Source organism: Nonomuraea sp. GTA35, assembly GCF_041950525.1.
Taxonomy (GTDB): domain Bacteria; phylum Actinomycetota; class Actinomycetes; order Streptosporangiales; family Streptosporangiaceae; genus Nonomuraea.
Window position 1 is genome coordinate 1,250,749 of the sequence record NZ_JBGNUV010000001.1, and the last position, 22,907, is coordinate 1,273,655.

Genomic DNA, 22,907 nt, shown 5'->3' on the forward strand with positions numbered 1-22,907 from the left:
TCTTATCGGACGGACTTGACGCGCAGCAGGACGACCAGGCCGGCCACGACGGTGAAGGCGGCGGCGACGAAGTACAGCAGCGTGTAGTTCTTGGCGCCGCCGGTGGCGCCGATCGTCAGGAAGATCGGCGCGATGAGCGGCGCGACACCCTGGGCGATCGTGGTGGAGAAGTTGTAGATGCCGGTGTAGCGCCCGGCGTTGGTCCGGTCGGGCAGCACGTCCAGCGCGATCGCCTGGTCGACGGCGGCGAACACGCCGATGCCGAGGTTCCCGAGCACCGCCCCCGCGATGATCACCGGCAGGCCGGGCGCCAGCGCCATCGTGATCGCGCCGACGGCGTACACGCAGCCGCCCAGGATCACGAAGACCCGGCGACGGCGCAGCCTGTCGGACAGGAAGCCGCCGCCGACCGCGCCGATGATCGCGGCGACGATGCCGCCCATGGACAGCACCGCGACCAGGCCGCCCACCTCTTCCACCGTGATGCCCAGCCGGGAGGCCACGAAGTACGCGGTGAAGGTGGTGTTGAAGGTGAGCCCGGTCATGAACAGGAACTTGCCGAGCCAGTTCCAGGCGAAGTCGGGGCTCCGGCGCGGGTCGAAGACGTAGGTCCGGGCCAGCGCCCCGAGCGACCACGGCTCACCGGTCCACCTCTGGCCGCGGCTGTCCGGCTCGGGAACGAGGAGGACGAACAGCACCATCACCACCGCGCCCACCGCGCCCGGCAGCAGGAACAGCAGCAGGGGGTTGCCGGTCAGGCCGCTGGCCAGCAGGGCGCCGGCCACCGGCGCGAGCTGGCCGACCATGCCGCCCAGGCCGGACACCTTGCCCCGCTGCGACTCGGGCAGCCGGTCGGCCTGCGAGGCGATCAGCAGCGCGAGGATCGACCCCCAGCCGATCTGCGCCAGCACCCAGCCGAGGCCGAGCACGGGCACGGTGGGGGCCTGCGCCATGACCACGAGGGCGGCGACACCCAGGACGGTCAGGGCGAGCAGATACGGCCGGCGACGGCCGAACCGGCTGCGGGTGCGGTCGCTGAGCATCCCGATCAGCGGCGCGGCCAGGACCGAGGCGATGCCGCCCGCGCCGATGACGTAACCGAGGTACTCGTCACGGCCCGGCGCGAGCTGGGAGACCCTGATCGCCAGGGACAGGGCCATCGGCGTGACGAGCGCCATGAACACCCCGAAGTTGGCCAGGACGATCAGCCAGATGTAGGTGGCGCCCACCTTCTGCAGGTCATCGGCGCCGGCTGCCGGTAGGCCGGGCCGGTCCGCGGTGGTGTCGGAGGAATCGTGAGGGGGATCGAGGATCGGCTGGTCGGCGGGGGTGGAAGCCATGGCAACCTCACAGAGGGTGAGACGGGAGGGGGAAGGGGGCCGCGGGGCCAGGTGCTCTGGGTCGCGCCCAGCGCGTGACGACCGTCCCCGGCGCCGGCAGGGTGTGCGATCAGCCGAAATCCTCGATGCGCCATTCGTCGTGCCAATCGAGGTAGGGCATGTCGCCGTCGAAGCGGATCGGCAGCCAGACGTAGTCCGCGACCGCGGTGCTCGGCTCCAGCAGGCCGGGCGGCGCCTCGGCCGCGCTCGCGCCGTCGTCCTGTGCGCCGCCGTACATGGCCGCCATGCGGTCGAGCACCTTGGCGGAGACCTCGGCGGGCAGGTCCGGCAGCCACCGGTCGGCCAGCGCGATGTACAGGTCCTGCTTGTGGGGATGCTTGAAGACCGAGGAGATCTGCGACCGGTAGGAGGTGCCGGTCGCATCGCCCGGATGGGGGTCGCCCAGCACCGTCCAGGGGCCGTGGTAGGTGCCGGCGACGGCGACCTCGCTCGGGTTGGGGAAGTAGCCCGAGGTTCCCGAGGTGAACAGGTAATGCTTGTCGCCCCGGCGGAAGTAGGCAGGGGCCTCGCGCACGTACGGCGGGTGCGGGTGCGGGAAGTGGGTGGAGTACGAGCCGCTCACGTCGGTGTAGTCGGCGGTGAGGTCGGCGCAGACGAGCTCGCTGTGCACGCGCTCGAAGTAGTAGTAGCCCCTGCCGTCGTCGGGGTCGACGACCAGGTCGAAGTCGCCGGCGCTCATGCCGAGCGGCCGCAGGCCGGTGCGTACGATCCGGTACGGCCCCTCGAGGGCGTCGGCGACCAGCACCGTGGACTCCTGCACCTCGCCCATGATCTTGAGCCAGCAGACGAACCGGCCGGTTCGCCGGTCGTGGACGATGTGCGGCCGGTCGACCTGCCTGGCCGGATGCAGGGGGCTGTCGGGGTCGTCGGGCCGGGGCGGGATGATCAGGCCGCGGTCCTCCCAGTTGTACAGGTCCTTGGAGGCGTAGCAGCGGATGCCCCAATGCCAGATGCCGCTGCCGGTGACGGTCTTCTCCTTGTTCTCCCCGTACCAGTAGAAGGTGCCGTCGAGGTGCAGGATGGACCCGCCATGGGCCTGGATGCGCTCGCCCTTGGTGTCGAGCCACGGCTGCCCCGGCCGGATGCACCTCTGGAGATGATCGCTCACGTTCTGATCCTTCGAGCTCTGGGCGCCTCACCGGAACGAGGCAGGCTTCGCGAACGGCATGACAGAAAGAGACGGCGAACCGAACCGGTTCGCATCGTTTACGCGCGTTACCTACGCGCGTTAATACGTTAACAGCGAGTGTCGCGACGAAGGCAAGACGTCATCCCGTAACGACTGCGCAACAGCCACACAGCGCCCGGAAGCAGGGCGGCTCGGCTCTGGTTACGCGCGTTACCCGGCAAGCTCTACCATGAGACGTCAGCAAGGCCGTGCCGCTCAGCTCAAGGAGAGGGTGCATGACGCGACCCGCCAAGCGGATCACCAGCTCCGACGTGGCCCGGGCCGCCGGCGTCTCCCGCGCCACGGTCAGCTTCGTGCTCAACGACCGGCCGGGACTGTCGATCACCGAGGAGACCAGGCGCCGCGTGCTGGAGGCCGCTCAGCGGCTGGACTACCGGCCGCACGCCTCGGCGCGCTCCCTCGCGGCCGGGCGCAGCGACGTCGTCCTGCTGTCCATCCCCGACCTGCCCATCGGGTCGGGGATCAGCCGCTTCGTCGAGGAGCTCGCCACCGCACTCGCCGCCTACGGCCTGACTCTGGTCACCCACCTCGCCGGAGCCCACGGGCGGCCGCTGCCGGACGTGTGCGCGAGCGTCGACGCCTCGGCCGTCATCGGCTTCGACCCGTTCGACCACGACACCGTCCAGGCTCTCTACCGGGCGGGCGCGCGCGTCGTGATTCCCTCCGAGGCCGACAGGCCCGCCTCGACGGGGCATGTCGGACGCGCGCAGGCGGACCACCTGATCAGCCTCGGGCACCGGCGCCTCGGCTATGCCGCGCCAGGACACGCCGGCTTCCGCGAGATGGCCGAGGAACGCCTGCGCGGCGTCGCCGACGCCTGCGCCGCAGCCGGCATCGACCCGCCCGTCGTGCAGACCACGACGCTGGAGATCGCGAGCGCGGCCCAGGCCGTGACCCGCTGGACCGAGCGATCCGTCACCGGCGTCTGCGCCTTCAACGACGAGACCGCCATCGCCGTCCTGGCCGGCTTGCGGCACCACGGCCTGTCCGCCCCCGCCGACCTGGCCGTCATCGGAGCCGACGACATCCCGACCGCGCGGCTGGCGACCCCGCCGCTCACCACCGTCTGCTACGACCTGCACCAAGCCGGCAGGCAACGCGCCGAAGCGGTCGTCGCGGGCCTGTCGGGCCAGCGGCTCGACGCCGCTCTCACCCCCGTCATCCCGCAGGTCGTCCGGCGTTCCTCCACCTAGGCCGCGGCCACCGAGACGCCGTCGCACCCGCACGTCCCGTTCGAGGCCGCTCTGCCACCGTGCGCCGCTCGAAGATCGCCGGGTGCCGGGCCGCGCGGCAGAACCCTTGGTTCATCGGAGCAGCAGGGTGCCGAGGGCGCTCGTGGCGAGGAGGGCGGCGAGGACGACGGCCGTCGGTGGGAGCGCCCGGCGGGGATGGCCGGGCGGGTCGTCCGGGGGCGGCTCGTCGGGAGGGAGGCTCGCGGCCGCGTGGAAGGTGGCGGCCAGGGGGATGCCGCGATACCAGTGGCGGGCCAGAGCCTGCCAGACAAGGCGCTCATCGTGGTCTGCCGTGTCCTGCCGGTCGATGGCCGTGAGCAGGAGAGCGCGGTGGACGTCGAAGGTGACCTTGACCTGCTGGCCGTAGAGCCGGGCGCTGGGCAGAGCGGCCCGGTAGGTGAGGAGGGCGACGGCGCCGCCGGTGGCGTGGCAGAGGAGGAACAGGCCGGGCGCGGCACCGGCGATGAGCAGGAAGATTCCGGAGGCGGCACTGTAGACGGCGGCGAGGGCGGAGACGGTGAGGAAGAACTCCAGCTCGGTGCGGGCGGCGATGAGCGCGGCACGTTGCTCCTCGGGAAGCAGCGGATACAGGCGCGGCCAGACGACGACCGCGTCGAGGCCGTAACGGTCCTCGGGGTGGAGTTCGGCGTTCTTGAGGATGTTGCCGAGGCGGGTCGGCATGACCTCGGAGGGGTCGCCGGGATAGCTGGTGTGGAGGCGGGCGTAGTCCGCGTCGTCGCAGGGGTCGAGCGCGCCCAGGCGGCGGCGGTGCCAGCGCAGGCCGAGGGCGCGCAGGGGAGCGCCGATCAGGCCGGGCCAGTAGCCCTCGTAGAGCCGGACGAGGGTGGTCGCGGCGCTGGCCAGCCACGCGGCGGCGAGGAGCGCGACGACGAGGAACGCCAGGACGTGAACGGTCTTGATGGTGGCGTCCTGTCGCTGCCAGGCGGTCACCGCGGCGACGACTCCTCCCCGCGCGGCGGCCACGGTGAGGAGACAGCAGCCGAGGAACGCCAGCACGGGAAGCAGGCCGTTGAGGAAGAAGCGGCGGTCGAGCAGCCCACCGGCCTCCTTGACCACGGCGCCGAGCACGCCCTCAGCCTCCCGTCCGCAGCCGGTGGCGGGGCGGTTCCGGACGCTGGCACCAGGGCGGCGCGTTGTACCGGTACGCGGCGAGCCGGTTGAGATGGCCGCATCCGGGTTCCTGACAGACGACGGGCGCCAGGCCGGTCCGCGGCTGTCCGGGGAGGGCGGGGTCGCCGAGGCCGCCCGCTCCGGCCATGACGGGTGCCGGTGGCCTGAAGTCCGGTGAGGCGAGATGCGCGGCGAACACCTCGGCCGGGACGACCCCGACGGTACGCGCCCCCTCTCGAAGCACGAGAACCCTCGCGCCGAGGTCGAGCAGGGTGACCGAGGGCGAGGCGGCGAACTCGGCGAAGGTCATGTCGGCGTCCACCTCGATGACGGGTGCCAGGCGCGGCACGGCCGCGCGCAGGTCGGGTGCGGCGACGTCGATCAGGTCGGCGTGCCGGACGGCCGCGACCGGGTGGCCGGCGTCATCGTGGACGATCCCGAGGCTGCCGGACTCCAGAGCCGTGCGGGCCGCCTCGAGCCCCGTCCGCCACGGCAGGGCGGTGAAGAAGCCATCGGCTTCGGACAGCAGTGTCGGGCTCATCGCCAGTCACCAACCAATACGAATGCGGCCCAATGATAGGGATCACGGTAGATCTGCCGTTCGTAGTCGGGGGGACGGTCCGCGGCGGTGGCCGCCCACCTGCTGCGCGTCTCCGCCGCCTGGAGCCGGGCCGCGCGGTCGTCGTCCGGACCGGCGCCGTCGAGGAGGCGGCTGTAGGCGGCGCGGGCCGCGGCGAAGTCGCCGCAGCGGAACCGTACGTCGGCGATGTCCTCGGCGTAGGAGCCCGGCGCCTGCTCGCACCGGCGGATCACCTCGTCGCCGGTGATCGACCGCAGCGTGTTCTGAGCGCGCTGGAGCGCGACGGCCTTTCCGGCGCCGGCCGCGAGCTCGCGGTAGAAGTCGGCCATCAGCAGGCTGGTCGACAGCTCGTCGACGGACCAGAGGGTGACGAGGACCGAGGCCGCCCCGGCGTAGATCAGCGAACGGGTGAGGCCGACGAGCTCGTCGCCGGGATGGCGGGCGTTGACACCGCTCTCGCAGGCGCTGAGCGTGACGAGGTCCGCGGGGAGGGAACGGCTGAGGATGCGCTCGGCGGTGAGATCGCCGTCGGCGAGGGTGATGCCGGAACGGAGAGGTGAGCCGGGCACGAACGTTCCGTGGCAGCCGAAGTGGAGGATGCGCGCGGGCCCCGGCGCGAGGTCGGTGTCGAGGGCTGCCGAGGTGGCGTGCGGGCCGAGCCGGACGACGGTGTCGTCGCCGAAGACGAGGGCGAGCGCTTCGGCCTGGCGGCGCGCATGCGGCAGCGGCCGGTCGGGCGCGGTGTCGGCGTAGGCGAGCACGCGTCGCCGCGACGGGTCGTGCTTGGCCTGGCAGTAGCCCATGACGGTGGCGCTGGGCGTGGTGCACAGAGGGTTGCGGGCCGCCAGGGGAGCGCCGTCCACGGGGAACATGCTGAACGGCAGATAGTGGAGCGTGTCGTGCGGGACGATCCATAGGAGGTCGCCGGGCGCGCTGGCCTGGGCGAGCGGGGCGGTGAGCGCGGCCAGCGGCCCTTCGGCGGGTGAGGTGCGGCCGGCGTGCACGGCGCCGGCCAGGTCGGCGGTGTGGGCGCGCAGGGCCTCACGAGTGAGAGGGATGCGTTCGGTGCGTGGCTCGTCGGCGTCGGCGTCCAGGAGGAACAGGAGGGTCTCCCGCTCGGTGACGAAGTACTCGGCCAGAACGGTTCTCACCCGGACTCCTCGGGGCGCAGCAACGCCTTCACCTCGGCGAAGGTGAGCGGGGTGCCGCGCGACAGGCTCACGTACTCCTCCCCTGCCAGGTCGACGGCGGCGATGCGGGCCCGGGCCGCCGAGAGGGCGGACAACGCCTCGCGCAGGCCCCGCAGCGCGCTCTCGCTGCCGGCCGGGGTGTCCGCGACGGCGAGGGCGGCCCGCCTGTCGGCGACGGCCCGCCGCGCCCGGGCCTCGGCGGCGAGCAGGTCCGGCGGGGCGGTGCCGGCGGGCGGGACAGTGGTGCCGAGCAGTTCCAGCAGCTCGCGGGAGCGGGCCCGCTCGATCAGGGCGAACGCTTCCGCGCGTGGTGCTCGCGGCCAGGAGTCACCGTCGCCTCCCGGCGCGTCCAGGAGCAGATCGAGCGTGAGGAGCGTCAGACGTTCTACGGCGGCTCCCGTGCTGAGCCGCAACTCGTCGTCCAGGATCCGCATCCGGAGCGTCTCATAGACCTCGGCGGCCTGATCGAGCGCGCGGTAGGCGCGGGAGGGTGCTGTGCCGTGCTGGGCGCGGCCCAGCTCCAGCAGGACGTAGAACGCGGTGATGAGCTGGTCGCCGGCCCGCAGCAGCCGGGCGGCCTCCATGAGCAGCGCCTCCGCCTGGTCGCGGCGTCCCAGATCCCACATCCGCCGGCCGAGCGCGGCGCGGTCGCGCGCCTGGCTCGGCGGCCAGCCGTCCAGGGCGATGGCGGGGGCGCTGGAGGGTGCGAACAGGGTGATATCGGCGAACGGGCCGGTCGCCGCGTCCAGGAGCCGGCCCGCGGTGGCGATCGCCGACCGCTTGCGGGGCAGGCCGGCGGCTCGGTACTGGCTCAGGAGGCGGCGGCTGTCGCCCAGGCGCTGCCGTTGGGCGAAGGCTTCGGCCTTCAACCGCGTGGCCAGTTCGGGGTCGCCGAGCTCCTGGTGGACGAGGGAGGCGGCGAGCAGGACGCGGCGCCGGGCGAGGGGGGTGAGCGCGGGGTCGTGGACGAGCGGGTCGAGGAGGGCGAGGCCGTCGGCGGGCGTCAGGAGGCGGAACAGCTTCTCGCCGCCCGAGCTGAGATAGGTCACCGCGCTCTCCGCGGCGGCGAGGTCCTGGTGACCTTCCTGCCGCCAGATCGTGCACGCTTCGGTGAAGGACACCCGGAACTCGTCGCGGTGGCCGGTGGCGAAGTAGATGAGGGCCCGGGAGTAGGCGCAGTGGGCGCGGGCGAGCCGGAACCGGCGGCGGGCCCCGGCCGTGCCGGGGATCGCCGATTCGGCACGGGTGAGGAGGGCGAGGGCGGCATCGACCCAGTCGAGCGAACGGAGCCCAGGACGGCCGGTGAACGCGCTCATCCCGCTGAGGTCGAGGGTCATGGCACGCGTCTGCTGGACCGATCGGGTGGCCTCGTGGGCGAGCGTGTGGATGAAGCCGAGGTCGGGACGGTCGGGCCGGGCGAGCACGAAGTCTCTCAGCCAGGGCTCCTCGAACAGGGTCCGCCGGGCCTCGGCGTCACCGACGAGGTACTGGTGCGCGTCGTTGGCCCGGGCTTCCCACCCCGGGGAACGCGACTGGATCGCCATGCCCAGGGAACCGGGCAGGTCGAGGAGCGCCAGCCACAACGCCAGCCACAACAGCCCGGGAGAGGAGGTGACGAGCGCGGCGTAGAACACCAGGACACCCTTGTCGAACAGGGCCCGGTAGGGGCCGGACAGCAGCCAGACGACAGGATGCAGGCGGAGCTTGTAGACCGGGGCGGCGAGGAACGTGACCAGCACGATGGCGAGGGCGGTCCACAGCTCGTTCCCGTGGAGGGCGGGCAGCGCGTCCCACAGCTTCCCGACCAGGCTGCCGAGGAACAGGCCGACGAAGGCCTGCAGGCTCGCGAACGACAGCTCGCTCCTGAGCCGCAGCCCGCGCATGACCTCCGTCAGGGTCCCGTAGGCGCGGTACTGCAGCACGTAGTTCGCGGTGACGCACAAGGCCGCGGCGACCGTGACGTCCGGGCGGCCCAGCCGGCCGGTGGTCCACGCGATGGCGGTCATGACCAGGGGCAGGATCGCGGCGTAGAGGTAGAGGGCGCGGGCGGAGCGGGGGGTCGTCATCGGCCGATCACCTCGCCACGCCCGCGGCGGAGCCGGTGCGCGGGTGGGCCGCCTGGCCGGCCAGGACCAGGGCGCTCTCCTCGGGGGTCCAGTTGGAACGCAGGCGGCCTGCGGGCTCGCCCCGCCACGCGGAGCGCAGAGCGCGGGCCGTCACCGGCGGTTCCGGGAGGGCGGGGCCACCGGTGACGGCCGCTCCGGCCAGTGCGACGCAGGCGCGTAAGACGGGGACGGTCGTTCCCGCCCGCTGGAGCCGTTCGAAGGACCTCGCCGCGTCGGCGGTCCGCCCGAGGCGGACGAGCAGAAGGGTGATCATGGTGTGGGCGAACAGCTCGTGCGCGGGATGGCCGAGGAGCAGGTGGCGGGTCGCGCAGTCACGCCATTGGCGGCACGCCTGGTCCCAGGCCGCGGCACGGGTGAGCACGATCGCGCGGCTCCACGACACGTCCGCGCGGGCGTTGCCGGTGGCGAGGGCCAGCCGGGCCCGGTGCCTGGCCGGGTAGCGGGGGCTCACCTCACTGTCGACCAGGTCGAGCAGCCGATCGGCGAGGTCGGTCCAGCACAGGGCGTCCAGGCCGGTCCGGTGAGCGGGATCTCCTGTGCTGTCGCCGCGCGAGGCGAGGGCCGCGCGCTTGGCGAGGGCGCGGATCAGGTTGAGGTCCGGACGGGCGGGGCGGTTGAGTATCGAGTCGCGCAGCCATTTCCCGGCCAGCGTTCGAGCCCGGTCGGGGTCGCCGGCCAGGAAGCCGGCGGACGAGCGGTAGGACAGGTCCCACGGAACGGCTCGGCCGCGTCCGGCTGCGAGGGTCGCGGCCTCCGCGGCGGCCAGGAACAGGGCGGCGATGGCGAGCCCGGGACGCGGGTGGCAGGCCGCCACGGCGACAGCCGCGAACCCGCCGGTCAAGGGTGCGCGGATCAGCGTCGCGGCGATCCGTACGGGTGCCGGCAGAACGCGGCCGAGGCGCGAGGCCAGCTCGAGCAGCAGCCACGGAAGGGTCGCCCAAGCGGCCAGGAGCAACCCTCCGGCGACACCGGTGGGGCCACCGCTCCACAGCTCCGCGCAGGCCGCGCCGACAGGCCCGGCGGCCACCACGACGGTGCCGCAGCGAAGCAGAGCGGTGCACGCCAGGCGGATCAGCCGGGCGAGCCGCTCGGGGATGACCAGGGAACGCACGTCCGTCCAGGCGGCGTGAACGGCTACGAGCACGCCGGCGGCGACCAGGGCGGCGCGGTCGGCCAGGCCGAGTCCCTGACCGGCCACGACCACGACGGCGAGCGGCGCGAGCCCGCCCAGCAGCCCGGCGGCCCGCCAGAACGGCTCGGCCGGAGCGGTGCCCCTGATGACCGGCCCGTACCGGTTCATCATGACGATCATCCCCCAGGCGCCGCGGCGGTCGTGCTCGGCGAGATGGAGGAACCTGACGATGCCGCCCGCGGCCAGCGGCGCCGCCCACCCGTACACGATCAACGGGTCCAGCGGCCACAGCAGAGCGTGGGCGGCGGCGCCGAGCCCGAGAAAGCTCAGCCCGGCGACGCCGAGGGCGAGCCCGAGGACGGAGCCGAGCACGATCCCCGCCGTACCGGCGTGCCCGAGCCGGGCGAGCAGCGGAGCGAGCAGCGAGGTGACCCCGACGCCGATCGCCCCGAGGAGCACCGCCACGCCCGGGCTGTACGTGCGGTGAACAGGCCGCGCGATCTCCTTGGGCAGTTGCGAGGGCAACCACCGGCGTTTGAACTCCTGGACGTTCACCAGAGTCACGACCGCTGCCACAGCAGCCACCGCCGGCGTGACCACCGACGCGGTTGCCACCACGGCCGACTCCCTCCCTGCTGAGGCGACCCTATCCGGATTCCGCCGCCGCACGAGGTCGTTGTCCGGAACCGGCCAGTCGCGGTCGGTCACCCAGGGCTCCTCGAGACGTCGCCGTGGACGGCGAGCGTCTCGCCATGGCAGGGGCACACGCCCCAGGCGAACCGCCCCGGGTCCTGCGATCGACGGGGGCGGGCCTGGGGTTCCATCACCGCGTGAGTGTCAGGCGCCGGTGATCGCCTCGTCGGAGCGCAGAGTCTCGATCCGGGTCCGCAGGAACGTGCGCAGGGTCTTCGCCTCGGCGTCGGCCTTGGCGGTGTCGGCCCGCTCGTTCAGCTTGTAGGCGGCGACGAGGTCGTCCAGCAGGCCGGAGGCGGTGCCGTCGGCGAGCAGGTTGGTGTACAGCGCGCGGTACTGCTCCTCGTAGAGCTTCTTGAAGGTGGCGTTCTGGAGGAACTTCTCCTTCAAGGGGTGGCCCATGCGCATCATGCCCCCGCCGCCTGGACGCCCCTGCTCCCCGCCGCCGGGAGGGGTGAAGCCTTCAGGGGGCCGGCCCTGCTGCTGCTCCTGCTGGGGACGTCCCCGGCCGAAGCCGCCCATCGTGATCGTGTCGTTCACGCCGCTCGTGGCGTCGCCGTTGAGGGCGAGGTTGAGGTCCCAGGTGATGACCTTGAACTTCTCGGTGCCCGAGTCGTACCACAGGTAGTAGTTCTTGCCGGGCCCGGCCATGTCGTCGAAGTTGGCCATGATGTGCTGCAGGGCCAGGTAGCGGGCGAACGACTGCACGTCCAGGCGGTGGGCCAGGCCCTCGGCGAACTCGGCGCCGGAGGCTTCGTTCACCCATTTGACCAGCTCGATGACCGGCTGCAGATCCTTGCCGCCGACCTTGTTGATCTGCTTGAAGTCGGTGGTGTACTCGGTCTGGTCCTCGCCCTTGTAGGTGAAGGAGCCGGTGGCCAGCGACTTGTACAGCACGCCGTCACCGAGACCTTCCGCGTAGCCCTCGTCCAGGTACTCCACCACCAGGCGCGGGGGAGAGGAGCGGCCGTTGACGGTGAAGGAACTGTAGGCGGAGCGCTGGGTCGGCTCGCCCGAGGCGCCGACCAGCGCGATGCCCAGTGCCTCGTTCAGCATCGTCGTCGAGCCCGTCGCGGCCGGTCGCACGGCCACCTGGCTGTGATTCTGGTAGCGGCGGCCCTCCACGAACTCGTCGAAGCTGATCAGCCACGGCAGGTTCTCCGGCTCCTCGGCCTTCAGGGTCGACCGCATCATGCCGCCTCCGGGCGGCCCGCCGTTTCCCCGCTGCCCGATGCCGGGCGGCCGGAAGCCCTCGGGCAGACCCTCCGGCCGCTGACCGCCGCCGGTCATGGCGCGCTGCTTGGACTGTCCCCTCCAGGTCAGGCCCGCCAGGGTGGAGTTGCCCTTGAGCCGGACGCCCACGCTGGGGATGCGGGTGCCGTCGATGGTCAGGTCCGCCTCGACGTACTTCTTCTCGCCTTCCTTGAAGTATTCGGTCAGCATGTCCTCGTACGCCTGGTCGGTGAAGGTGAGCTGCACCTCGTGCGCCACGGAGGCGTCGAACAGGTTCTTGGTGCCGGTCAGGTTCGTGGTGACGGTGTCGGCCTCGGCGGCCCGCGCGGTGGTGACGTACGGGCGGATGGTACCGCTGCCCAACACGCCCCAGCACGCCGCCAGGAACGCCACGCACAGCGCGAGCAGTTTCCAGTTGTGCCGGAGCTTGACCGGGATGCGGTGCTTGAGCTGCTTGGAGTGCGCCATGTGCGGTGCCTACAGGTCGGTCTGGTCGTATCCGGTCAGGACGGTGACCGACTGGCCGTGATTGCGCTCGCGCAGGGCGGCGATCAGGTCGGCGGGCTCGCTGCCCTTCTTGACCTTCACGGTGTACATGAGCTCGGTGAGCGCGCCCGCCCTGATCGACTCCATGCTGACCAGCTCGAACTCGTCGGTGTGCCGGATGAGCACGTCCTGGATCGAGGGGGTGAGGTCCTCGTCCGACGGCACCTGGACCTTGACGACCTGACGCCGCACGTTCAGCGCGAACCAGTTGAACCGGTGCATGACCATGATGATCAGTGAGATCGCCGCGGCGGCCACGACGGCCAGCAGGTAGAAACGGGTGCCGACGGCCATGCCGACGCCCATCACCAGGAAGATGAACCCGACGTCGCGGGTCTCCTTGATGGCGTTGCGGAAGCGCACCACCGACAGGGCGCCGACCAGGGCGAAGGCGCGGGCGATGTTCGAGCCGACGACCAGCATGATGAGCGAGATCAGCATGCCGAGGACGACCAGCGTCTGCACGTACGACTGGCTGTAGGAGACGTTGCGGTGCGTCGCCCGGTACACCCAGCCGATCACCGCGCTGAGCACGAACGACAGGGACATCGCGATCGCGATGTCAGCCACGCTGAACGTGCCGGACAGGTCCTGGAAGGAGAAGTCCATGGGGGGTCAGGCCTCCGAGAGAACGCTCGACCGGTCGCGGCCGAGATCGAGATCATGGTCGGGAACGTGGAAGATCGAGCGCGGCGCCAGGCCGTGGGCCTCCACGCTCTGGCAGTACTTGGAGACCCGCACCACCTGCAGGTTCCGCTTCGCGGTCAGGTCGGTCAGCCAGTACGGCACCCGCTCGTTGGCCTTGACCTCCACGATCGCCTTGCGGGCGGGCACGATGAGCCGGTTCTCGGCGTCGGCGCCGAGGTGGAAGTCCCGGTCCCGGCCGCGGACGCGGTGGTCGAAGGTGACACGCAGGCCCACGTCCGCGTCGCGCCCCAGGTACGCGTGCCGCTGGTAGCCGGTCATCGCGACGGCCCGCAGGTCCAGGCGGAGCACCAGGTCGAGCACCTCTTCCAGGAAGGCCCGCTGGGAAGGGGCGTGCTCGGCCATCTGCCGTCCGTCACACAGGCGCAGCGCGTCCCGGTACGGCAGCCGTACCCGGCGCTTCTGCGTGACCCGGTTGACCCGCTGCTTGATCTCGATGAACACCGGCGTGTCGTCGCCTACGGCGAACCTGTCGCCGTAGTGGCGCACCCGCAGCTTCCTGCGGAACTTCAGCCCTTCGATCTTCTCCCAGTAGAAGCGCAGCTGCCGGGTGTCGTAGTAGACGCTCCAGACGCCGTAGCCCGCATCGCCGCTGTGCCGGTCGCGATCGAGCCGCTGCTCGATCTCCTGCCGCAGTTCGACCGCCTCCGCCGCGTCCACGAGGTACTTGATCTCGTACCGGTTGAACGCGTGCAGCTTGCTCGGTGCCCGCAGCCGGTGGCCCTGGTCACCGTCCATCTCCGCGCCGGACAAGGGCTGATCGCTGCTGCCAGCTGCGGAAACGGCTGGTTTGCGGAACCATTTCAGCATGTCCCTCCTTTCGCCAGCACACATCTGACAGCACGAAGCTGGGAATAGTGTGTGAACCGCGTCTGACGTGAAGGTGAATGACCGGTGGGTTCAGTCGCCCTGCGGCTGCTCGAGCGGTAGAACGACGCGGAAGGTGGTGCCGTGGCCTGGAACGCTCGTCACCTCGATCCGGCCGCCGTGCGCCTGCACGAGCGCCGCGGCGATGGCCAGGCCCAGCCCGGTTCCGCCGCTGTCGCGCGAGCGGCCCGCGTCGGCCCGGTAGAAGCGGTCGAACAGGTGCGGCAGGTGCTCGGGATCGATGCCCTGCCCTTCGTCGCGCACCTCGATCAGCGCGGCCCTGGCGTGAGGGGCGGGTCCGGAACCGACGTGCACCACCCCGGGAGCGGGCACCCCGGCGACCGCGCGCGGGCCGACTTCGACCCGGACCTCCGCTCCCGCGGCCGTGTGCTGGACGGCGTTGCCGACCAGGTTGGCGATGACCTGGTGCAGCCGGTGCTCATCGCCGAGCACGAACACCGGCTCGTCGGAGACGGCCAGCCGGATGGGCCGACCCCGGTCTCGGGCCCGGGCGGCGTGCACCACGTCCCCGGCCAGCACGTGCAGGTCCACGACGGCAGGCTCCAGCGTGGGCTCCTGGTCCATGCGGGCCAGCAGCAGCATGTCCTCGACCAGGACGCCCATGCGGGCGGCCTCGGCCTCGATCCTGCGCAACAGCCGTTCGGCCGCCGGGTCCCGGGAGCCTTGGCCGTGGTGGTAGAGCTCGGCGAAGCCCCGGATCGAGGTGAGCGGCGTGCGCAGTTCGTGGGAGGCGTCGGCGACGAAGTGCCGCAGCCGCCGCTCGGAACGCTCGGACTCGCGCAGCGCGGTCGCCAGGCGCTCCAGCATGATGTTGAGCGCCCTGCCGAGCCGCCCGCTCTCGGTCGCCGGGTCGGTGTCATCGACTCTGCGGTCGAGGTCCCCGCCGGCGATGGCCTCGGCCGTGCGTTCCATGCGGGTGAGCGGGCGCAGCCCGAGGCGCACCACCGCGAGGGCGAGCGCGCCGAGCAGCAGCAGCACCAGGCTGCCCACCGCCACCTCGATGACCAGGATCTGGTGCACGGTCGCCCGGTTGGGCTCCAGCGACATCGACACCGTCATCCGGGTGCCGTCGGGCAGGCTCTTCACCAGCACCCGCCACTGCTCCGGGCCCGTCCTGGCGGGCACGGTGACGGGACCCCGCGGGGCCGTGGAGACCACGGCAGGCGGGATGGCCGGGCCGCTCGTGTCCTCCGTGGGCAGGTTGCGCAGCAGAGTCCCGGAAGGATCGTAGAAGGCGATCCTGAACTGCGTCGGAAGCTCTACGGCCCGGCCCCTGCCGACCGGCGGCGGAGGGGGTACCGGGCGCCGGCCGAACGTGGTGGCCACCTCGGTCAGCTGGGCGTCCACCCTCGCCAACAGCGAGCGGTCCAGGAGCAGCACGCTCGCCGTGGCGAAGGCCGCCAGCCCGGCCGCGCACAGCCCCAGCAGCGCGATCAGCAGCCGATGCCGCAGAGGCAAGGCCGGTCTCACGAGGGTCCCTGCAGCCGGTAGCCGACGCCGCGCAGCGTGTGGATCAGCGGCGGGCCCTCGGCGTCGATCTTCCGTCGCAGGTAGCTGATGTAGGACTCGACGATCCTGCTCTCGCCGTCGAAGTCGAAGTCCCACACGCGGTCGAGGATCTGCGCCTTGCTGACCACCCGCTCGGCGTTGATCATGAGGTATCTCAGCAGGCTGAATTCCGTCGGTGACAGATGAATCGGCCGCCCGGCCCGCCGCACGCTGTGGGCCTGCTCGTCGAGCTCCAGATCCGCGTACCGCAGCACACCGTCGTCGACCTGCTCCTCCACGGGCCGCATCCTGCGCATGATCGCCCGCAGCCGCAGCACCACCTCTTCCAGGCTGAACGGCTTGGTCACGTAGTCATCACCACCGGCGGTCAGCCCCGCGATCCGGTCGGACACCGTGTCCCTGGCGGTCAGGAACAGCATCATGGGGTTGTCGCCGGCTTCGCGCAGCTTGCGGGCGACCGTGAACCCGTCCAGGCCGGGCATCATCACGTCCAGCACGATGATGTCGGGCCGCTCGAGGGCCACCTCCGCCAGCGCCTGGCGCCCGTCGCAGGCGGTCCGCACGGCGAAGCCGTTCAGCTCCAGAGCCTCCGACAGCAGCTCGCGAATGTTCGGCTCGTCATCGACGACCAGGACTTTCGCGGCAGGTTGTTCGTTCACGACCTCGTTCTACACGCTCATGGTGAGAGCAACGTGTGAAGCGTCGCCGCCGGATCATGAGTCGCATCGGTAGAGAGCCTGGCCGCCGCCGAACGATGACCTGTCCGAGGTGTCGCTCTCGACCCAGCGGGGTCGAGCTGCTCGGCGGTCGGCGCGGGGTCGGACCCCATGAAGCCGCCCATGCCGATCATCTCGCCCTGCCGCGAACGGCATGCCGCCGAAGGTCCGCGCGGACCCGAGGTGGGGCTGGTGGTGTTGGTCTCGGGCGGGCCGCAGGCGTAGGCGAGGAGGTGTTGTCGCGGAACCCGTTGAGCGCGGCCACCATTCCGCCGGTGGTGAGGAGCCCAGCGGTCAGGACGACCGGCGGCCTCCTGCCGAGATGTTCTCTTCTACGCACGTCCAGCTCCATTCAGACGATCGTGCTGCTGATGTGTCGGTTCAAGGCATGACGAAGCAGAGCGAGAGGGCTGAGGCGGTTGAGTGAGGAAAGGTGGCAGGAGCCGCGGGCTTTCGGGGTGGTTCTTCTGCCTTTGTGCCGGCTACCTCATCGCGCCGGCTCTGGAGAACTGCTGCGGGCTGAGCGGATCGTGGACATGGGGCACCGTGAAATCGGTGGTCGAATGTCAGATGCGCCGCTGTCTCGCCGAGGTCGTAAGGCCAGGCCCCCGAGGGGCGAAGTCCAGCCTTCGGCAGAACGGGACCAGCGTGAACAGAAGCAGACGGCGAATCTCCTCGGACGCGATATTCGGTCGGAACGACCGGAGCGTCACTCGTGAGAAATTCACCGTGCCCGCGGCGCCGGGAGAAGGACCCGTTCGCCGCAAGGAGAGGCCCTCGACGCGGCAGCCGCGAAAGCGCTGCCGGGAGAGCGCGTCCGCAGACGGCGAGGCGTCGGGCATTTACTCGCCAGAGAGTAATCGCATGTTCGCGAAGACGAGCCGATCACTGCCGGCCTGACTGAGGTTGGTCCCGGAGGAGGAGCACGCCGTCCTGGGAGCGTCCGCGGGACGGATGACTTCCGGGTCCGGAACGGCCGTCCGAGTGGCACTGCGGTGGCTGCGGTCCGGTGGGCGAGCGCGGTGAAGCAGGCCGGATGGAGTGGTGAGGTGCGCGGGAGGATCATCAGGGGTGCTGTCACGATGTCACCTTTGTGCATTCCGATGCCAACCGGTTGCAGACACCTTGACGTTACATGCTGGAAACGTCAATACATCTAGGTAAAACTGCAAACGCTACTAGGAGTTATGCCTGGTTGTGTCGGTATTTCTGCAACAACCGATTGCAAGAACATGGACAAGTGCGTCCTCTTCCACGTCTGTCACGCCGCCTCCGTCGAGGCGTGCCCCCGGCGGACGGTCTTGCGTCGCGGCGGTGGCCGGAGTGGTCCCCGAGCGCCCGGAGGGGCATCGACCTGCCCGCCGCTGCCGGCGGCTCGTGCTCCCGGAGGCGGGGCAGGCCGGCGATCCTTCTGTAAGGCGTGATGACCACGGGCTCCGGTGCGCGTCCTGATGCTGACCTGCGCCAACGGGGGCGCCGGCGAGGTGGGTGCCGGCGCTCCGGGAGATGTCAGGTTGGGGAAACGCATGTAACAAATAATTACCGAAAGCCATTGACTCTAATTGAGGTGCTCCTTACAGTGAGGGCGCACCCCCGATCATGTGAGAGCATCGCCGGGATTCGGGCCCTCACGACGCTCGCGAGCGGTGTGTGAGATGTCCAGGCCGCTGAACTGCGATGCTGCGTCGGTTCCCGGACCGGCCGGACCGCGTTTCGTACGGCCCCGCGTCTCTGCCCGCCCCTGTTCTCTGCTGCGCACGTCGGCGTCCGCCTGCGCGCATGCTCAGGGGGCTTCGGCGGTGGCCGCAACCGTCAACACATGTTCCAGAACCGACCGGCCCGGTGAACTGCCGGGTCGCCCCCACAGGAAGGAACAGAACACCGTGAAGTCGATCATGCCGTCCCGTAGCGGAGTCACCGCACTGGCCTCGGCAGCGGCTCTGTCGCTGCTCGCCTCCGTCGCCGTCATCACGGCCGTCGCGCCGGCCGGCGCCACCACGAACGAGAAGCGGGCCGCCGCGGCGCGCTCCTGGCCGTCCACTCCCGACGGCTTCGCCGCCTTGCCGGGCAACGGCCGCGGCCCGACCACCGGCGGTGCGGGCGGGCAGACCGTCACGGTCACCAACCAGGCCGACCTCAACAAGTACGTGACGGCCGCCGAGCCGTACATCATCAAGGTCGCCGGCACGATCAACATCAGTCCGAAGGGCACGGAGCTGCGCGTCGGCTCGAACAAGACCATCGTCGGAGTCGGTACCAAGGGCGAGATCGTCGGCGGCGGCTTCTTCCTCAAGGCCGGCGTCAGCAATGTGATCATCCGCAACCTGACCATCCGCGACACCCGCATGCCCGACGACGACCCGGGCGACGACTCCTACGACTACGACGCCATCCAGATCGACACCGCCGATCACATCTGGATCGACCACAACCGGCTGACCCGGATGAACGACGGCCTGCTCGACAGCCGCAAGGACACCACGAACCTCACCGTGTCGTGGAACCACTTCGTCGAGAACAACAAGACCTTCGGCATCGGCTGGACCGACAACGTCACCTCGAAGATCACGATCCATCACAACTGGTTCCAGAACACCAACTCGCGCAACCCGAGCGCGGACAACATCGCCAACCTGCACATGTACAACAACTACCTGCAGAACATCACGGGGTACGGCAACTTCGTGCGCGGCAAGACCAAGGCGGTCATCGAGAACAGCTACTACGACACCGTGAAGGACCCCTACTACGTCGAGGCCGGCGAGCTGGTGCAGCGCGGCAACATCGTGGTCAACAGCACCTGGGGCAGCGGCAAGGTCAAGGAGAAGGGCACCGCCTTCGACCCCAGGAGCTTCTACTCCTACACGCTCGACCCGGCCGCCGACGTGCCCGGCCTCCTGCGGACCTACGCCGGCCCCCAGGCCAACATCGGCACCTGACGAACGCCGAGCCGGAACCGGCACCACGCCTCAAACCGACTCAGCACACCGGGCGGCGGGCGTCCCCCGCCGCCCGGCGGTGATCCGCATCCGTCCGAAGGAAGGGAAAGATCGTGAAGTTATCCTGGCCATCTCGCCGTCGTCGGCGGGCGGCCGTTCTGGCATCCGGGCTCACCATCCTGGCAGCCGTGGCTGCCACCACCCTCGTCTCCCCGGTAGGCGCCGCAACGGCCTTCAGCGACAGCGGCAACGCCCGCCAGCTCGCGGCCTCCGAAGCCGGCCGGGCCGGCTCAGCCCCGCAGGCCAGGGTCCCGGCGGCCTCCGCACGGACCGGGCAGCCGGTCGGGTACGCCTCGATGAACGGGGGGACCACCGGCGGGTTCGGAGCCGACGTGGTTCACGAGTACACCCTCAGCGAGTACTGGCGCAGCGCCGGTTACTCCAACCCCGGCGACGCGATGTACGACCTGTTCAAGGAGCACGATGACCGGACCGGGTCCGGCGAGGGCCTGGTCGTCTACGTCGACGAGACGATCAGGGCGGCCGACTTCGGCCGGGACAAGATGCATGTCAACGACGTGGAGAACGTCTCCATCCTGGGCGTCGGGACGCGGGGCGAGTTCGACGGGGTAGGGCTCAGCCTCCGCAATTCCCGCAACGTCGTCATCCAGAACCTGAGGATCCACCACGTCGACACCGGGGAGCGGGACGGCATCACCGTCCAGAAATCGAGTTCCAACGTCTGGATCGACCACAACGAGATCTACAACGAGTTCCCGGACGTGGACAAGGACTACTACGACGGTCTGATCGACGTCAAGGACGGCGCGGCGTATGTCACGATCTCGTGGAACTACCTGCACGATTCGTGGAAGACGACGCTGACCGCCGGCGGCGACAGCCAGAGCTCGGCGAGCGACTACATCACCTTCGCCAACAACTGGTTCCGCAACGTGAACTCCCGCGTGCCGCTGATCAGGCGCTCGCATGTGCACATGTTGAACAATTACTTCCAGGACGTGGCCGACACCGCCGTGAACGCCCGGATGGGCGCGCAGGTACTCGTCGAGGGCAACTACTTCGAGAACGTCGGCACCGGGCAGGTGGACGAGGTGACCGGCGACATCCACGGACCGGTCGGCTGGTTCTACGGCAGCAACACGACCGGGTACTGGAACCTGGTCAACAACGCCTACGTGAACACCCCGCACGAGCATCTGAAGTCGACCACGGACTTCACCGTGCCGTACGCCTACACCGCACTCACCCCCCAGGACGCCAAGACCCAGGTCATGCGGAACGCCGGCGTCGGCGTCGTCAACGTGACGCCGTAGTCGCGCACCTCCGCACCTGCGGCGCCCGAACCGGCAACCGGAACCGCTGAACCGAGCCCGGCACGACACCGAGCGCGCCGGGCTGCGCCTCAGCGCCTCAAGATCGCCCGGCTGCACGCGAAGGCCGCCGACGCGGCGCCGCGAGTTCCATCACCGGTCCTTCGCGCAGATCATCCGCGGCACGGGCGACAATCTCCGGGCCTTCGGCCCGGGAGCGCGTCAACCACTCGACCTCTTGGACTCGGACGACGCCACCCCGTCACGACCAGGACGGACGCGGCTGCTGCGCCAGCCAGGTCGTCGGATGCTGCCGGATCTGGTCGATGGAGGTCAGCGCCGCGCCGATGACCGCGGCGTCGGGGCCGAGCATCGCGGGCCGGATCGCGATGGGCGCCCATGAGGCGGTCAGCACGCGCCTGTCGATCTCTGCCCTGACGTTGGCGATGATCCACGACGACAGCAGCGAGAAGCTGCCTCCCAGCAGAACCGTGTTGATGTCGAGGATGTTCAGCACGTTCGACAGCGCGATGCCCAGCGCCGTACCGGCCCGCTCGAGCGCCGCCAGAGTCTGAGGGTCGCCGGTCTCGGCCTGATTGATGATCACAGCCTCCGGCGTGACGCCTGTCGGCGGGCGCTCCTTGCCCAGGATGACCGGCAGGCCGGCGTAGGTCTGAAGGCATCCACGCGATCCGCACGGGCACGGCTCGCCCTCCGGATACACCGTGACGTGCCCGAGTTCGCCGCTCCAGCCGCGCGTGCCACGCATGAGCTGCCCGTCCAGGACGATCCCGGCGCCGATGTCGAGCCCGCCGGAGACGTAGACGAAGCTGGCGTCCGTGGTGCCGGAGGCGTACATCTCACCCAGGGCGGCCAGGTTGGCCTCGTTGTCGACGAAGGCCGGAATGCCGAGGCTGTCGCGCAGCGGGCCGGCGGCCTGGACGCCACGCCAGCCGAGCGCGGGCGCCGACTGCACGACGCCGTCGTGGACTGGTCCAGGGGCGGCGAGGGTGGCAGTGACGACGGTCAGCTCATCGGTCGCGACGGCTTCCATCGTGGTGCGAGCCATCGCCGCCAGGTCGGCCAGTACGGTCGGCGCGTCGCGGCTTGCCGCGCGGTGGAAGGACAGGTGGCGCACGGTGCCGCTGAGATCGACCACGCAGATGGCCAGTTCGTCGGCGCGGATGTCGAGGCCGAGGCCGACGGGGCCGGTTCTGGACAGGGTGAGCCCGACCCGGGGCCGCCCGGCGCGGCCGTTGTGGGCGACCGAGGACTCGATGATGAGGCGGCCGGACAGCAGTTCCTCGACGATGCGGGTGATCGTGGGCCGCGTCAGGCCGGTGACGGTGGCCAGCTCGGTGCGGGAGATGGGGCGGTTCGCCGCCGCGATGTGGCGGAAGACCAGCTCCAGGTTGATGCTGCGCAGGCTCTCCTGCCGGACGGCGCCGTTCGGCAGGGGGCTGGGCTGCAGGCGTCCCGTCATGCCGCCGTCCGGGCGAGCTTCGCGGCGAGCTCGGCATCGACGCGCCCGTCGACGACGACGGTGACCACCTGGCGGCCGACGGTCTGCAGGGGAGGCAGCGCGAGCGGCTCGTCCCAGGCCAGCGCGGAGCAGACGCCCAGGTAGTCGCGGGCGCGCACGAACCACCTGTCGCGCGCGGTGGCCGCGTCACCGGGGACGAAGATCAGACTCCACCGGCTCGTGGTGACCGCGACCCAGTCCGCTTCCCGCCCGTGGATCCGTTCCACCCCCTCGCCGAACGGCGAGAGGACGGTTGCCCCGGCCTCGGCCGGGCCTCGCCAGAAGTGCCCGCCATATCCGGCGCCGATCCGGCCTCTGGCCGCCGGACTGCATACGGTCAGCGGCCGGTCGGTGGCGTTGGTCAGCCGGCTGTCCACCCTCAGTGCCCAGGCGGTCAAGTCCAGCGCCCGGCAGGTGATCGTGCGCCTCTCTCGCAGCAGGACGTTTCCGTCCGCGCCGACCCAGTTCAGCAGGTGCGACAGGTGGGAGCCGGCTCGGCGGAGCCAGCGCCGGTGCACCTCCTGACCATGATTGTCCAGCCAGGCGGGGCCGTGCCCGGCGACGAAGGTGCGCCCACCCCAGAAGTTGGTCCCCTCGATGTCGGGAAAGGCGATGCTGATCCCGAACTGGTGGGAGTGGGAATCGGGCGCGGCGTCGGTGACCGTGTGGCCGCCGAGCGTGCGCACCGGGTGCAGGAACGGCCGGGGTGAGCTCGACAAGGGCAGCTCGCTGTGCCAGACGTAGCGGGCCACCTCCTGCCCTGACACGCTCAGCATGGCGGCGCCCTCCGGAGGAACTCGCATGGTCACCTCGCCGACTCTCCGTCTCAGCCGCTGCGATTCCCC

The 22,907-nt window shown here is 70.7% G+C and carries 17 protein-coding genes; 3 read left to right on the top strand and 14 right to left on the bottom strand.

Translation table 11 applies throughout. From position 1 onward, the window contains the following. Window positions 1-2: 2 nt before the first annotated feature. Window positions 3-1,340 (bottom strand): MFS transporter, encoded by a 1,338-nt coding sequence (locus ACBJ32_RS05655; protein WP_375125743.1) that lies wholly within the window; start codon window positions 1,338-1,340, stop codon window positions 3-5. A gap of 109 nt (window positions 1,341-1,449) precedes the next feature. Further along, entirely contained in the window at window positions 1,450-2,508 is a 1,059-nt protein-coding gene (locus ACBJ32_RS05660) for a family 43 glycosylhydrolase (protein WP_375125744.1), read from the bottom strand. A gap of 296 nt (window positions 2,509-2,804) precedes the next feature. Here ACBJ32_RS05660 and ACBJ32_RS05665 point away from each other — a divergent pair, with 296 nt between their 5' ends. Continuing rightward, window positions 2,805-3,782, top strand: a complete 978-nt coding sequence (locus ACBJ32_RS05665; protein WP_375125745.1) for a LacI family DNA-binding transcriptional regulator — start codon at window positions 2,805-2,807, stop codon at window positions 3,780-3,782. A gap of 111 nt (window positions 3,783-3,893) precedes the next feature. Here ACBJ32_RS05665 and ACBJ32_RS05670 read toward each other — a convergent pair whose 3' ends face one another. The 10 genes from ACBJ32_RS05670 to ACBJ32_RS05715 form a co-directional block, all read right to left on the bottom strand. Next, complete coding sequence (locus ACBJ32_RS05670) at window positions 3,894-4,910, bottom strand: hypothetical protein (RefSeq protein ID WP_375125746.1); 1,017 nt, start codon at window positions 4,908-4,910, stop codon at window positions 3,894-3,896. 4 nt (window positions 4,911-4,914) lie between these two features. After that, the gene (locus ACBJ32_RS05675) at window positions 4,915-5,493 is read right to left on the bottom strand and encodes a hypothetical protein (RefSeq protein WP_375125747.1); all 579 of its coding nucleotides are present in this window, start codon (window positions 5,491-5,493) and stop codon (window positions 4,915-4,917) included. Next, the gene (locus ACBJ32_RS05680) at window positions 5,490-6,683 is read right to left on the bottom strand and encodes a CHAT domain-containing protein (RefSeq protein ID WP_375125748.1); all 1,194 of its coding nucleotides are present in this window, start codon (window positions 6,681-6,683) and stop codon (window positions 5,490-5,492) included. The genes ACBJ32_RS05675 and ACBJ32_RS05680 overlap by 4 nt, the downstream gene beginning before the upstream one ends. Beyond that, complete coding sequence (locus ACBJ32_RS05685) at window positions 6,680-8,788, bottom strand: hypothetical protein (RefSeq protein WP_375125749.1); 2,109 nt, start codon at window positions 8,786-8,788, stop codon at window positions 6,680-6,682. The genes ACBJ32_RS05680 and ACBJ32_RS05685 overlap by 4 nt, the downstream gene beginning before the upstream one ends. A gap of 7 nt (window positions 8,789-8,795) precedes the next feature. After that, a complete protein-coding gene (locus tag ACBJ32_RS05690) occupies window positions 8,796-10,598 on the bottom strand; it encodes a hypothetical protein (RefSeq protein WP_375125750.1) in 1,803 nt (600 codons plus the stop codon). A 219-nt stretch (window positions 10,599-10,817) separates the two neighbouring features. After that, entirely contained in the window at window positions 10,818-12,374 is a 1,557-nt protein-coding gene (locus ACBJ32_RS05695) for a CotH kinase family protein (protein WP_375125751.1), read from the bottom strand. A gap of 9 nt (window positions 12,375-12,383) precedes the next feature. Beyond that, on the bottom strand, window positions 12,384-13,061 hold the full coding sequence (locus tag ACBJ32_RS05700; protein ID WP_375125752.1) for a DUF4956 domain-containing protein: 678 nt from the start codon (window positions 13,059-13,061) through the stop codon (window positions 12,384-12,386). 6 nt (window positions 13,062-13,067) lie between these two features. Continuing rightward, on the bottom strand, window positions 13,068-13,967 hold the full coding sequence (locus ACBJ32_RS05705; RefSeq protein WP_375125753.1) for a polyphosphate polymerase domain-containing protein: 900 nt from the start codon (window positions 13,965-13,967) through the stop codon (window positions 13,068-13,070). 90 nt (window positions 13,968-14,057) lie between these two features. Next, a complete protein-coding gene (locus tag ACBJ32_RS05710) occupies window positions 14,058-15,503 on the bottom strand; it encodes a sensor histidine kinase (RefSeq protein ID WP_375125754.1) in 1,446 nt (481 codons plus the stop codon). Window positions 15,504-15,511: 8 nt separating this feature from the next. Continuing rightward, on the bottom strand, window positions 15,512-16,213 hold the full coding sequence (locus ACBJ32_RS05715; protein ID WP_375125755.1) for a response regulator transcription factor: 702 nt from the start codon (window positions 16,211-16,213) through the stop codon (window positions 15,512-15,514). Between the two features lie 1,940 nt (window positions 16,214-18,153). On the opposite strand from ACBJ32_RS05715, the gene ACBJ32_RS05720 reads away from it, so the two are divergent. Together ACBJ32_RS05720 and ACBJ32_RS05725 are read left to right on the top strand one after the other, a co-directional pair. After that, entirely contained in the window at window positions 18,154-19,209 is a 1,056-nt protein-coding gene (locus tag ACBJ32_RS05720) for a polysaccharide lyase family 1 protein (protein WP_375125756.1), read from the top strand. Between the two features lie 188 nt (window positions 19,210-19,397). Then, window positions 19,398-20,543: a polysaccharide lyase family 1 protein gene (locus ACBJ32_RS05725; RefSeq protein ID WP_375125757.1), complete on the top strand. Its 1,146-nt coding sequence runs from the start codon at window positions 19,398-19,400 to the stop codon at window positions 20,541-20,543. A 259-nt stretch (window positions 20,544-20,802) separates the two neighbouring features. On the opposite strand, the gene ACBJ32_RS05730 is transcribed toward ACBJ32_RS05725, so the two are convergent. Both ACBJ32_RS05730 and ACBJ32_RS05735 read right to left on the bottom strand, forming a co-directional pair. Then, entirely contained in the window at window positions 20,803-22,023 is a 1,221-nt protein-coding gene (locus ACBJ32_RS05730; protein ID WP_375125758.1) for an ROK family protein, read from the bottom strand. Continuing rightward, window positions 22,020-22,865 (bottom strand): PmoA family protein, encoded by an 846-nt coding sequence (locus tag ACBJ32_RS05735; protein ID WP_375125759.1) that lies wholly within the window; start codon window positions 22,863-22,865, stop codon window positions 22,020-22,022. The genes ACBJ32_RS05730 and ACBJ32_RS05735 overlap by 4 nt, the downstream gene beginning before the upstream one ends. Between the last annotated feature and the right edge of the window lie 42 nt (window positions 22,866-22,907).